The organism is Jatrophihabitans sp. (assembly GCF_051960575.1).
In the GTDB taxonomy this organism is placed as follows: Bacteria; Actinomycetota; Actinomycetes; order Mycobacteriales; family Jatrophihabitantaceae; genus JBQCEE01.
The window spans coordinates 16,083-27,742 of record NZ_JBQCEE010000204.1 but is presented as its reverse complement, the minus strand read 5'-3'; the positions used below and the strand labels follow the sequence as shown (position 1 = coordinate 27,742).

Genomic DNA, 11,660 nt, shown 5'->3' with positions numbered 1-11,660 from the left:
CGCCCCCCCCCGCCGCCGCGCCCCGGCGTGCCCCCGCGCGGGGGGGGGGGGGGGCGGCCCGCGCGGGGGCGGGCCCGCCGCGCGCCCCGCCCGGCGTCCCCGGCGAGCGCAACGCTACCGCACGCACCCGGCCACTCTCAACAGTCGTTGAGTAACTCGCGGTTGCCACGGCTGTTGAGGACGTGTCTAAGCCTGAACCGGTCGCCGAGGTCCCGCCTGCCTCGCCCGTCTCGTCCGCAGCGAGCCGTTGGCGCGCGGACGCGAGGGTCGAGCGGGCGGCGTCGAGGCTGTCCTGCAGCGATGTGGTCGACACCCGGGCCAGCGGCTGACCAGCCGTGACGGCCTGGCCGACCCCGACGTCGACCGCGGCGACGGTGCCCGACCCCGCGAAGGTGGCGGTGACCTTGCTCGACGCGCTGACGGTGCCCGAGGCCTCGACCGTGCCGATGACGTCACCCCGGGAGACCGTGGCCAGCCGGTACGACGCGCCGGTGCCACCGGTCTCGGCGACGGCGACGGCCGTGCCGGCCGCGACGACGGCGAGGCCCGAGCCGAGTGCGACCGCGCGTCGCCGCCGGATCCGTGCCCGCCGTGCCCGATCAGTTGCCACGTCGGAACCCGAAGCCGGTGCTGCACGAGCCGTTCACCGCGTCGCTCACCGCGATGCGGGTCGCGGTGACGGTGCCCGTCGTGTCGGCCTTGCCCTGCGCCGTGATGCAGCGCCCGACCTCGAGCGCCGCGGCCGTGGCCTTCGCCGTCGTGGTGATCACCGTGCTCGGGCCGACGGTGACGGTTTTGGTCGTCGTGCCGGATGAGCCGAAGTCACGCGCCGCGACGGTGATCGTCGAGCCCGCGACGGCGGTCACCGAGCCGGCGGCGATCGCGCCGAACCCCGACCGGGCGGCACCGCCGGACGGGAAGCCCGTCGGGCGTTGGAAGCTCGGCACGCCGGACGGGCGGCCGCCCGCCGGCACCCCCGGGTCGCCGGGTGCGCCCGAGCGTCCGGCGCCACGCCCACCGCCGCCGAAGCCGAAACCGCACTCGCCGTCGACGGCGGGGCTCACCGTCACGCGGGTCGCGGTGAACGACGTCGCCGTCGGCGCGGTGCCCGTCGGCGGGATCGCGGTGACACAGGCGCCGACCGTGACAGCCGTGATCGTGGTGGTCACCGTCCGGGTGAAACTGGTGGTCGCCGTGTAGACCACGGCCACCTGCCCGCTCTGCGGGTTCTGCACCTGCAGTGTGCGGCCGCGGATGGCCGCCACCAGCCCGGACGCCGCCGGCCCGCGCCCGCCGGCGAAGCCGTTCGCGCCCGCGCGGGCGGCGGCGGAGGTGCTCGGAGCGGTGGCGGCCGACGGTGACGATCCGGCCGACGAGCTGCAGGCCGTGACGACGCCGGCGGCGAGGGCGAGCAACGAAGCGGCGGCCAGGCCGCGGGTGAGAGACGGGGTCATGGGGTGGTCCTTCACAGGTGTTGGGCGCTCATTCGCTGCGCAGTGCGTCGATGGGGGAGAGCCGCGCGGCGCGGGCCGCGGGGTAGACCCCGAAGCCGACGCCGATGGTGATGGCGGTCGCGATGGCGATGCCGATCCAGGGCAGCGAGATCGCGATCGGGTTGCTGATCAGGTGCGGCAGCACCTCGGCGGCCGCTACACCCACGGCCACCCCGAGCAGTCCGCCGGTGAGACCGAGCATCGAGGCCTCGGTGAGGAACTGGCGTCGGATGGCCGCGGGCGTGCCGCCGAGCGCCTTGCGCAGGCCGATCTCGCGCGTGCGCTCCTTGACCGACACCAGCATGATGTTCATGACGCCGATGCCGCCGACGAGCAGGGACAGCGCGGCGACGCCGATGAGCAGGGTCGTCAGCGTGCGGTCGACCGACGACGTCGTGGTGATCACCGACTGCTGCGTCGTGATGGTGAAGTCGGCGTCGGCCGCTGTGGTGCCGTGGCGGTAGGACAGGATCGCGTCGGTCTCCTGGTAGGCCGCGGTGAGCCGCGCCGGGCTCACGGCCTTGACGTACACCGTCTGCACCGACGTGCGGCTCGTGCCACCGACGATGCGCTGCGCGGCGGTGCTGAGCGGGACGATCGCCTGGTCGTCGAGGTTCGTCGTCGAGTCCGAGCCGGCGGACGCGAGCACCCCGATCACCTGGTACGGCGTGCTCCCGATCGTGACGGACTGGCCCACCGGGTCGAACCTGCCGAACAGCTCGGACGCGGTGTCGGCGGCCAGCACGACGACGGCGGCGGCCTGCTGCTCGTCCGCGGCGGTGAGGAACCGACCCGACTGCAGGTGACGCCCGCGCACCGAGTCCCACGACGGCGTCGTGCCGACGACGGTCGTCGTCCAGTTCGTCGCGCCGTTCACCAGCGACTGCCCGGCGCTCTGCAGCACCGGGGCGACGGCGGCGACGTCCGGCGCGGCCCGCTTCGAGCCGAGCGCGCTGGCGTCGGCGGACGTGAGCGTCGACGCCGAGCCGAAGCCGCCGCGCACCCCGCTGGTCGTCGAGCTGCCCGGCGACACGATGAGCAGGTTGCCGCCGAGCGCGGCCAGCTGGTCGGACACCTTGCGCTGGGCGCCCTGGCCGAACCCGACCGTGAGCACGACCGCCGCGATGCCGATGAGGATGCCGAGGGCGGTGAGCGTCGAGCGCAGCCGGTGGGTGCGAATCGCGTCCCAGCCGCTGCCGACGGTGTCGGCCCAGTTCATCGCGGCCCACTCGTGACGGAGCGCTCGTCAGCGGCGATCCTGCCGTCGCGCACGCGGATGACCCGCGCAGCTCGTTCGGCGACCTCGGCCTCGTGCGTGATCAGCACGACCGTGCGGCCCTGGGCGTGCAGCTCGTCGAAGAGGGCGAGCACGTCGGCCGTCGCGACCGAGTCGAGGTTGCCGGTCGGCTCGTCGGCGAGCAGCAGCGCCGGGTCGCCGACCAGGGCCCGCGCGACGGCCGCCCGCTGCTGCTGCCCACCGGAGAGCTCGCCGGGGCGGTGGTGCACGCGGTCGGCGAGCCCGACCCGCGCCAGCGCCGCCTCGGCGGCACGCCGTCGCTGCTCCTTCGGCATCCCGGCGTAGATCAGGGGCAGCTCGACGTTCCGCAGCGCGGTGAGGTTCGGCAGCAGGTTGAACTGCTGGAAGACGAACCCGATGCGGCGGTTGCGTGCCTCGGCGAGGTCGAGTTCGTCCATCGCGCCGACGTCCTCGCCGGCCAGGCGGTACGTGCCGGACGTCGGCACGTCGAGGCAGCCGAGGATGTGCATGAGCGTCGACTTGCCGGAGCCGGACGGCCCCATGATCGCGACGTACTCGCCGTCGGCGATCGAGAGCGTGACGCCGCGCAGCGCCTCGACCTCCATCGCGCCGGTGCGGTAGGTCTTGCGGACGTCGACCAGATCGATGACGGGCGCGCCGCCGGCGCGCATCAGCGCCGACCAGTCGAGCGTCGTCTCAATCACCGTTGCCACCGTTGTTGAGACGCCCGGTGAAGCCGCCCGGGAACTGGCCACCTCCGCCGCCGAACTGGCCGCCGCCGAACTGGCCGCCGCCGAAGCGGCCGGTGCCGCCGGTGCCGCCGAACCGGCCTGTCCCGGGACCGACGTTCCCGCCGCCGCCGGCCGTGCGCTGCAGTACAGGGACGACGATGGTGTCGCCCGCCTGGAGTCCGGACGTGATCTGCACCTGCAGCCCGCTCGTGATCCCGGTGGTGACCGTCGTGCTGACGGTCCGGCCGCCGACGACCTTGTCGACGGTGGTCGCGCCGCTCGTGCTGCGGTGCAGCGCGAGCGTGGGGACGGTGATGACGTCGGTCAGTTGCTTGTAGATGATCGTGGCGGTCACGCTCGCGCCGTCGTGGAGGCCGCTCGGCGAGCCGGTGACGTCGATGGTCACCGGGTAGCTCGCGGTGCCACCGCTCGACGACGAGATGAGACCGATCGAGCCGACCGTGCCGTAGACGGTGGCAGCCGCGCCGCCGACGGTGAGCTGGGCCTGGTCGCCCTGCTGGATCAGGCCGACCGACGACGCGTCGACGGAGGCGCTGACCTGCCAGGCGTCGGTGCTGATCACCTCGATCTGCGCGCCGGACGACGAGCTGCTCGACGAGGACGAGCCGCCGAACCCGCCACCACCACCGCCACCACCGCCGGAGCCGCCGGAGCTCGCGCCGCTGCCCGAGACGTTCTGTCCCACGGTGAGGTTGACCGCGGCGACTGCGCCCGCGATGGGCGAGCGCAGCGTGGCCTCACTGCGTTGCGTGCGGGCGGAGGCAAGCTGGTTCTCGGCCGCCGTCAACGCCGCCGTGTCGGCGGACAGCTGGGTGGCGTCGACGCCGTTGGTCTCGTCGTCGTCGACGCGTGCGCGCGCCGATGCGACCGACGACCGTGCCTGGGCGACGTTCGCCGCGAGCGCGGCCGAATCGATGCGTGCCAGCACCTGGTTCGTCGCGACGTACTGACCGACCTTGACCAGCACCTGCGTCACCTGCCCCGAGACGGCGAAGTCGAGGCTCTCGTCGTGCGCCGGCGCGAGCGTCCCGGTGGCCGAGACCGTCTGTCGCAGCGTGCCGGTGCTGACCGTCTGGGTCGTCGTCGTCGCAGCCTGGGCTGCGGCGGTGCTGTCACCGTGCAGGGCGAGATAGCTGCCGCCCGCCACGGCCAGGAGCACGACGACCGCACCGGCGGCGGTGAGGCGCGGGTGCGTCCGCACGGCGCTGGGCAGGTGGTGCGTCACGGGAGTCGTCCCGGGGCAGGGGCCATCGCAGTTCCTTCCGACGCGCCACAGCAGATCGTTGACCGATGTCAACCGGCTGGGCGCGACCTATGGATCGGCGCAGTGTTCGCTGTCAGCCGGCCGTGCGGGCTTGGTCGGCGCTCAGCTCGGGACGACGGCCCGCAACCGAGCGACCGCGCAGGTCACAGCACTGAGATGTGAAATCCGCGTGTGAATTGCCTCATGGTCGGATGGCCCTGGCCGATGTGCTCCATAGGGACCGGAGGGCACGTCCTTTCGCCCCTGTCGACCGATCTTGTGCCGCAACAGGATCGACACATCGGACATTCACGACGCACCATCCCGGCCGCCCTGACAGGAGGGACGCTGATGCACCAGGCCTATGCCGTGCTGACGCTCGGCGACGACCTGCACCCCCAGCTCGTCGAGTACCTGCTCGACGTGCCGCAGGACACCACCATCACCCTCTTCGAGGGCGGCGCTGTGCTCTCCGGCGGCATCGACCCGTCGACCATGCGGATCGTCACGGTCGACGCGTGGGCGCTCGCGGTGCGCTTCGAGCAGCCGCACGACCTGCCGCTGCGGGACCTGGTCGCGGTGATCCAGGACCACATCACCGAGGGCATGGTCGAGGCGCTCTCGGTGCTCGGCGCCGAGGACTGGCCGGTCGTCCCGCTCGCCGACGGTGGCGATGCCTTCGAGCTGCGAGTGCCGTACTTCGAGACCCTGCGTGCCACGACGATCGAGCTGCGCACCGTCTGAGTCGACCCGCTCCGGTCGTCGGACGAGGAGAGCCTCGTCACGGTGGCCGTCACCAAATCGTCACCTGTCCGTTCTGTTCCGTGTGTGCGTTTCTCGATGATCATGGACGCGCACGGGGAATGATCTTGTCGACGCCGCAGGGTTCGGACGGAGGTGGCCGGGCATGGCTGTGCTCGAGCGGGTGCGTCTGCCGGCAGACGCCTCGTCCATCGGCGCGGCGCGGCACTGGGTGCGTGCGCAGGTCGCGGAGACCCGCGTCCCCGATCCGCTGCTGCGTGACCTCGAGCTGATCACGTCCGAGATCGTCACGGTGGCGGTCCGCGCCGGCTACGGCGCGATCGATCTCGCCGTCACGGCCGACGACTTCGCCATCCGCGTCGACGTGACCGACCAGCACGGCGAGGCGACCGAGCAGCTCGAGGACCACGCGCTCGATCTGCTCGTCGACGGCATCGACGTCGTGCACGCCGTGTCCGCCGAGTGGGACTGGCATCGCAACCCGGACGGCACCAAGACGGTGTGGGCGCTGCTCATCCGCGACGAGCTCTGACCTCGTCGGGTCGACCCGTCGGTGAATGTGCCATTGACCAATGGCACATTGGCTGCTTCAGTGTGCGCATGACACGACGAAGCAGGGCGGCGAACGCCGTCGTCACCGGCGCGGGCAGCGGCATCGGCCGCGCCTTCGCGCTCGAACTCGCCGCACGAGACAGCCAGGTGGTGTGCAGCGACATCGACCTCGCCTCTGCGCAGCGCACCGCCGACGACATCGCGGTGCGGGGCGGCAAGGCGGTCGCCGTGCACACCGATGTGCGCGACGCCGAACAGGTCGCAGAACTGGCGGACACGGCGCGCCAGTGGTTCGGAGGTCCCGCGACGCTCGTCGTCAACAACGCCGGCGTCGGGCAGGGCGGCCGGCTCGTCGGCGAGACACCGCTGGACGACTGGCGCTGGACGATCGACGTGAACCTCTGGGGCGTCATCCACGGTTGCCACGTCTTCACGCCACAGCTGCGCGAGGCCGGGCGCGGCGGCATCATCAACGTCGCGTCCGCGGCCTCGTTCGCCGCAGCGCCGCGGATGGCCGCCTACAACGTCAGCAAGGCCGGCGTGCTCGCGCTGACCGAGACACTCGCGGCCGAACTCGCCGGTTCGGGCGTGCACGTCACGGCGCTGTGCCCGACCTTCGTCCGCACCAACATCCTCGCCGGCGGCCGGATCGAGTCGCGCTCGAACGAGCTCGCGGCGACGGTGATGCGCCTGGTCGGGATGTCGCCCGAGCGGGTCGCGCGTACGACGCTCGACGCGCACGACCGTGGCGCGCAGTACGTGCTGCCGCAACTCGACGCGAAGGCGTTGTGGAGCCTCAAACGCCATCTGCCGCGCGTCTTCGGGCGCACCACGGCCCTGCTCGAGCGCGTCGCTCCGCTGGGCGGCTGACATGGCGACGGCGGAGATGGACATGGACGCGATGCTGGCCCGCATCAAGGACCGGCAGTGGGCCCTGGCCGACATCGACTGGTCGGCGCCGGGGGCGGAGACGATCGACGAGGCGTTCCGGCCGAAGCTCAAGGAGTTCATGGCCGACCTCACGTGGATCGAGAACGTCGGCGCCCGCGGCTTCGCGGCGATGGCGAGGAAGGCGCCGACGCCGGTCATCGCCGAGATCTACCGGTACTTCCACGCGGAGGAGCAGCGGCACGCCAACGCCGAACTCGCGCTCATGCGGCGGTGGGGGATGCTCGCCGACGGTGAGACGCCCGAGCCGAACGTCAACATCAAGCTCGCGATCGAGTGGCTCGACCGGTACGCCGACGACATGCCGCTGTCGGTGCTCGGCACGGTCATCCCGATGCTCGAGGTCGCACTCGACGGGGCGCTGCTGAAGTTCCTGCTCGACGAGGTCTCCGATCCCGTCTGCCACCAGGTGTTCGAGCGGATCAACAACGACGAGTCGCGGCACATCGCCGTCGACTTCGCGGTGTTGGACATGATCGGGCACGCGAAGGCGCGGCGACTCGCGATCGAGTTCGTCGGCAACGTCGCGTCGCCCGGGCTGATCATCGGGATGCTCATGTACATCCCGCTGCTCAACCGTATGCGCCACAACATCGTCGACATGGGGCTGCAGCCCGAGCGGCTCTACGCCGCGATGCAGCGATTCGAGAAGCTGGGGTCGCGCGGCAGCTCGACGCACCGCGTGCCGCTGTACCAGGTGGTGCGATGGCACGCCGGCATGGTGACCAACCCCAGGCACCCGTACCACCTGCTCGCGAACAGCATGGTCTGGGCGACGGCCAAGGTGCCGCCCCGGGCGCTGCCACCGGTGCCGACGTGGTTCCGTGAGATCACGTCCGCACCGGTCAGCCGCGGCACCCGCACGGCCGTCGCGTGAGCGCGCCGCGCGAGCACGACGTCGTCATCGTCGGCGCCGGCTTCACCGGGCTCGGCACCGCCATCCGGCTGCGGCAGGCGGGCGTCGAGGACATCGTGATCGTCGAGCGGTCCGACCGGGTCGGCGGCACCTGGCGCGACGCCACCTACCCCGGGGCCGCGTGCGACATCCCGTCGCTGCTCTACTCGTTCTCGTTCGCGCCGAACCCAGCTTGGTCGCGCGTCTACCCGTCCGGCGCCGAGATCCACCGCTCGATCGAACGGCTCGTCGACACGCACGGGCTCCGCCCGCTGATCCGCTTCGACACGACGGTGACGTCGCTGACCTTCGACGAGCCGGCCGGACGCTGGACCGTGGGCACCGACGCGGGGGAGTACCGCGCCCGCGCCGTGGTGGTCGCGTCCGGGCCGCTGTCGGACGCCAGCCTGCCGGCGATCCGCGGCATCGACGACTACCGCGGCGAGAAGATCCACAGCGCCCGCTGGCGGCACGACCTCGATCTCACCGGACGCGACGTGGCGGTCATCGGCACGGGTGCGAGCGCGGTGCAGATCGTCCCGGAACTGGTGCGCACGGCCGCGTCGGTGAAGGTCTTCCAGCGCACGCCCGGCTGGGTCGTCCCGCGGCTGGACGCGCCCGTACCCGCGCCCGCCCGGCGCTTGTTCGCCGCGTTGCCGGGCGCCCAGCGGGCCGCCCGCACCGCGCTGTTCGCCGGCCACGAGCTGGCGGCGACGGGCCTGGTGTGGGACTCGCCGGTCACCGGTCTCGTCCAGCGACTCGCCACGGCGCACCTGCACCACCAGGTACGCGACCCCTGGCTGCGCCGCCAGCTCACGCCCGACTTCCGGGCGGGCTGCAAACGGCTGCTGGTCAGCAGCGACTGGTACCCGGCGCTGCAACGCCCGAACTGCAAGCTCATCACCTGGCCCATCGCGACGCTCTGCCCCGAGGGCATCCGCACCAGTGACGGCGTCACACACGCGCTCGACGCCATCGTGTTCGCGACCGGCTACGACGTGCACCTCGACGGTCCGCCGTTCCCGGTCACCGGACGCGACGGCCACTCGCTCGCCACCGACTGGGCCGGGCACGCGCAGGCGTACAAGAGCATCACCGTCAGCGGCTACCCGAACCTGTTCCTGATGACCGGCCCGAACTCCGGGCCGGGGCACAACTCGCTGCTCGTCTACGTCGAGGCGCAGATCGGCTACGCCGTGCAGGGCATCCGCACGTTGCTGCAGCGCGACCTCGCGTGGCTCGACGTGCGGCCCGAGGTGCAGCAGCGGCACAACGAGCGCATCCAGCAGCGGCTGCGCCGCACGACCTGGATGTCCGGCTGCACCAGTTGGTACCTGACCGCCGACGGGCACAACGCCTCGATGTATCCGGGGTTCGCCACGCAGTACCGTCGGCAGATGCGTACCTTCCGCCTGGCCGATCATCTCGTCGGCGACCGCGTCGTCCGACCGGCGTCCGTCGCGGCGGCCGGCTGAGCCATGGCGACCGACCGTGGTGTCGCCGGCGTCGAGGCCGTGCTCGCCGGCCTGCGGCGAGGGCCGCGCCAGCTCACCCGTGACCCTCGCGGAACGATCGAGGCGGCGGTCAAACAGCTGTTGAGCCTTCGCCCGCGCACGGCGCGGCCGGCCGACCGGCGCACCTATCGGATCGACGACCTCGCCCGCGCGGCCGGCACCACGGTGCGCAACGTGCGGGCCTACCAGGAGCGGGGCCTGCTGCACGCACCTACCCGGGTGGGACGCACGGCGGTCTTCGACGACTCGCACCTGTCGCGGCTGAAGATCATCACCTCGATGCTCGAACGCGGCTACACCAGCGCGCACATCCACGAGATGCTCACCGCCTGGGAGAGCGGGCGCGACCTCGCCGACGTCCTCGGCCTCGAACGGGCGATGATCAGCCCGCAGCTGGCGGACGAGCCCCGGATGATGTCGCGCACGCAGGCCACCGAACTGGCCGGCGGACCCGACGAACTCGCCCGGTTCGTCGCGGCGGGGCTGGTCGAGGTGCAGGGCACCCGGCTGCGGGTGCTGCGTCCGCGGCTGCTCGAGGCGTTCGCCGAGATGCGCGGCTACGGGCTCACCAACGAGCGGCTGGTGGCGCTGCACCGGGCGGTCGTGCCCGAGGTCGACCGGATCGGTCGGCTGCTCGTCGAGGCCGGCGTCGAGTACCTGGCCCCCCGCCTCGACCCCGCCGTGCCCCCGAGTGCCGCCGACGTCGACGACCTCGTGAACGCGCTCGGCCGGTTCCGTGCGCTGGCGATGACGAGCGTCGCCGCGACCCTCGCCACGTCGATCGAGCAGACCATCGAGGGGCTGCTCGCCGACTACCTCGCCCACTACGTGCGCGCGCACACCGACACCGCCACGGGCTGACCGCGCCGGCTCCGCGATGACCTGCTGAGCGATCGCCCAGCGCGCGGTACCGAACGGGCAACACCCGGCGCGGTCGCTTGCAGCAGGCGGGGCCCGACCGGTGTCATGCAGGTATGCGGAGATCATCGACGGGCCCCGCCCGACTCGCGTCCGGCGCCGTCGCGGCTGTCGCGGCCCTCGCGCTCGGCGCCTGTTCGTCGGGCGAGCAGGGCACCGGCTCGGGCGGGCCGACCAGCTTGTCGCCGTCGTCGACGACCGCCCCTTCGTCCGTGCCGTCGGGCGGCCCGTCCGCGTCGAGCCCGAGCCTCCCGACACCGTCCGGTGGCGTGTCGTCCACGTCCTCGTCCGGCGGCGGTCGCGGCAGCGGACCGGCCGGTGGGCCGGTGCCGACCGGCTTCACCCCGACCTCGGTCACCTTCGTCTCGCCCAGCGACGGGTGGGTGCTCGGCACCGCCCCGTGCTCGCACGGGCCCTGCACCTCGATCGTGCGCACCCGCGACGGCGGTGCGAGCTGGGTGGGCATCCCCGCACCGGTGGCCACGCTCGGCATCGCGCAGAGCGGCCGCGAGGGCGACGTCGCCGTGCTGCGCTTCGCCGACCAGCAGAACGGTTGGGCCGGCGTCGGCAAGCTCTTCTCCACCCACGACGGCGGCGCGCACTGGCAGCGCATCACCCTGCCCGGGCTCGTCGGCGTGATCGCGAACATCGAGACCGGCGGCGGGTACGTCTTCGCCGCCACCGACGGCTGCCCGTCGCTCGGCAGCTCACGCTGCTCGCAGACGACGCGGGTGTACGCGTCCCCCATCGGCAAGGACGACTGGCAGCCCATCACCGGCACGCTCGCCGGCGGGGGCGACGCCGGGCTTGTCGTGCACGGGGCCGAGTGGTGGTCGACCCTGCAGCACGGGATCGTGCACGGCTCGGGCCCGAACGAGAGCGGTGTGCTGGCCTCGCCGTGCCCCGGCACGGCGCGGCCCACGCTGGCCGTCGCCGACGCGACGCACCTCGACGCGCTCTGCATCGGCAACGGCGCGGCCGGCAGCGCCGAGTACCAGCTGTACGGCACCACCGACGGCGGCAGGACCTGGACGAAGGCCGGCCCGACGCACGTCGAGCCGTCGGGGGTGTACGGCATGGCCGACAACACCAAGGGCGTGCTGCTGGTCGCGTCCGCGAGCGGCAACAGCCAGATCCTGCGCACCACCGACGACGGCGGGTCGTTCGGCAGCGTGCTGACGGCCGACTCGGGCGGGGCACCCTGGGCCGACCTCGGCTTCACGACGCCGTCGCAGGCCGTAGTGGTGCTGCCGGGCAGCGCGCTGTACCTCAGCCACGACAGCGGCCGCAGCTTCACGCGGGTCGCGATCGGCTGACGCCGGACG

Annotated in this window: 12 protein-coding genes and 1 pseudogene; 7 read left to right on the top strand and 6 right to left on the bottom strand. The window is 72.7% G+C overall.

Annotated elements, in window-relative coordinates:
• The 5 genes and pseudogenes from ACTHMS_RS11415 to ACTHMS_RS11395 all read right to left on the bottom strand — a co-directional run.
• Positions 1–610: pseudogene (locus ACTHMS_RS11415) on the bottom strand (RND transporter); the annotation flags it as partial.
• Complete coding sequence (locus tag ACTHMS_RS11410; RefSeq protein WP_440306783.1) at positions 600–1,454, bottom strand: hypothetical protein; 855 nt, start codon at positions 1,452–1,454, stop codon at positions 600–602. The gene ACTHMS_RS11410 and the pseudogene ACTHMS_RS11415, both read right to left, overlap by 11 nt.
• A 28-nt stretch (positions 1,455–1,482) precedes the next feature.
• Entirely contained in the window at positions 1,483–2,712 is a 1,230-nt protein-coding gene (locus ACTHMS_RS11405) for an ABC transporter permease (RefSeq protein ID WP_440306782.1), read from the bottom strand.
• Positions 2,709–3,422 carry an ABC transporter ATP-binding protein gene (locus ACTHMS_RS11400; RefSeq protein ID WP_440306784.1) on the bottom strand — a complete coding sequence of 238 codons (714 nt, stop codon included), beginning with the start codon at positions 3,420–3,422 and terminating at the stop codon, positions 2,709–2,711. The genes ACTHMS_RS11405 and ACTHMS_RS11400 overlap by 4 nt, the downstream gene beginning before the upstream one ends.
• Before the next feature lie 25 nt (positions 3,423–3,447).
• The gene (locus ACTHMS_RS11395; RefSeq protein WP_440306781.1) at positions 3,448–4,728 is read right to left on the bottom strand and encodes an efflux RND transporter periplasmic adaptor subunit; all 1,281 of its coding nucleotides are present in this window, start codon (positions 4,726–4,728) and stop codon (positions 3,448–3,450) included.
• Between the two features lie 369 nt (positions 4,729–5,097).
• Here ACTHMS_RS11395 and ACTHMS_RS11390 point away from each other — a divergent pair, with 369 nt between their 5' ends.
• From ACTHMS_RS11390 to ACTHMS_RS11365, 6 genes are all read left to right on the top strand, one after another.
• Positions 5,098–5,490 carry a hypothetical protein gene (locus tag ACTHMS_RS11390; RefSeq protein WP_440306780.1) on the top strand — a complete coding sequence of 131 codons (393 nt, stop codon included), beginning with the start codon at positions 5,098–5,100 and terminating at the stop codon, positions 5,488–5,490.
• Positions 5,491–5,653: 163 nt separating this feature from the next.
• A complete protein-coding gene (locus ACTHMS_RS11385; RefSeq protein WP_440306779.1) occupies positions 5,654–6,040 on the top strand; it encodes an ATP-binding protein in 387 nt (128 codons plus the stop codon).
• Between the two features lie 68 nt (positions 6,041–6,108).
• Positions 6,109–6,930: an SDR family NAD(P)-dependent oxidoreductase gene (locus tag ACTHMS_RS11380; RefSeq protein WP_440306778.1), complete on the top strand. Its 822-nt coding sequence runs from the start codon at positions 6,109–6,111 to the stop codon at positions 6,928–6,930.
• A 1-nt stretch (position 6,931) separates the two neighbouring features.
• Positions 6,932–7,885, top strand: coding sequence for a ferritin-like domain-containing protein (locus ACTHMS_RS11375; protein WP_440306777.1), 954 nt, complete (start codon positions 6,932–6,934; stop codon positions 7,883–7,885).
• A complete protein-coding gene (locus ACTHMS_RS11370; RefSeq protein ID WP_440306776.1) occupies positions 7,882–9,378 on the top strand; it encodes a flavin-containing monooxygenase in 1,497 nt (498 codons plus the stop codon). The genes ACTHMS_RS11375 and ACTHMS_RS11370 overlap by 4 nt, the downstream gene beginning before the upstream one ends.
• A gap of 3 nt (positions 9,379–9,381) precedes the next feature.
• Complete coding sequence (locus ACTHMS_RS11365; RefSeq protein ID WP_440306775.1) at positions 9,382–10,278, top strand: MerR family transcriptional regulator; 897 nt, start codon at positions 9,382–9,384, stop codon at positions 10,276–10,278.
• A 103-nt stretch (positions 10,279–10,381) separates the two neighbouring features.
• Here ACTHMS_RS11365 and ACTHMS_RS11360 read toward each other — a convergent pair whose 3' ends face one another.
• Positions 10,382–10,801: a hypothetical protein gene (locus tag ACTHMS_RS11360; protein WP_440306774.1), complete on the bottom strand. Its 420-nt coding sequence runs from the start codon at positions 10,799–10,801 to the stop codon at positions 10,382–10,384.
• On the opposite strand from ACTHMS_RS11360, the gene ACTHMS_RS11355 reads away from it, so the two are divergent.
• The gene (locus tag ACTHMS_RS11355) at positions 10,794–11,651 is read left to right on the top strand and encodes a hypothetical protein (protein ID WP_440306773.1); all 858 of its coding nucleotides are present in this window, start codon (positions 10,794–10,796) and stop codon (positions 11,649–11,651) included. The two genes, ACTHMS_RS11360 and ACTHMS_RS11355, sit on opposite strands and share 8 nt — an antisense overlap.
• Positions 11,652–11,660 lie beyond the last annotated feature (9 nt).

Excerpts from the sequence above, each read along its gene's own strand:
- ACTHMS_RS11380 (WP_440306778.1), top strand. The coding sequence starts at position 6,109 with ATGACACGACGAAGCAGGGCGGCGAACGCCGTCGTCACCGGCGCGGGC.
- ACTHMS_RS11365 (WP_440306775.1), top strand. The coding sequence starts at position 9,382 with ATGGCGACCGACCGTGGTGTCGCCGGCGTCGAGGCCGTGCTCGCCGGC.
- ACTHMS_RS11375 (WP_440306777.1), top strand. The coding sequence starts at position 6,932 with ATGGCGACGGCGGAGATGGACATGGACGCGATGCTGGCCCGCATCAAG.
- ACTHMS_RS11410 (WP_440306783.1), bottom strand. The coding sequence starts at position 1,454 with ATGACCCCGTCTCTCACCCGCGGCCTGGCCGCCGCTTCGTTGCTCGCC.
- ACTHMS_RS11360 (WP_440306774.1), bottom strand. The coding sequence starts at position 10,801 with ATGCCCACCCAGCTCGCACCGCCGTCGCGGGTGCGCACGATCGAGGTG.
- ACTHMS_RS11385 (WP_440306779.1), top strand. The coding sequence starts at position 5,654 with ATGGCTGTGCTCGAGCGGGTGCGTCTGCCGGCAGACGCCTCGTCCATC.
- ACTHMS_RS11405 (WP_440306782.1), bottom strand. The coding sequence starts at position 2,712 with ATGAACTGGGCCGACACCGTCGGCAGCGGCTGGGACGCGATTCGCACC.
- ACTHMS_RS11400 (WP_440306784.1), bottom strand. The coding sequence starts at position 3,422 with ATGCGCGCCGGCGGCGCGCCCGTCATCGATCTGGTCGACGTCCGCAAG.
- ACTHMS_RS11390 (WP_440306780.1), top strand. The coding sequence starts at position 5,098 with ATGCACCAGGCCTATGCCGTGCTGACGCTCGGCGACGACCTGCACCCC.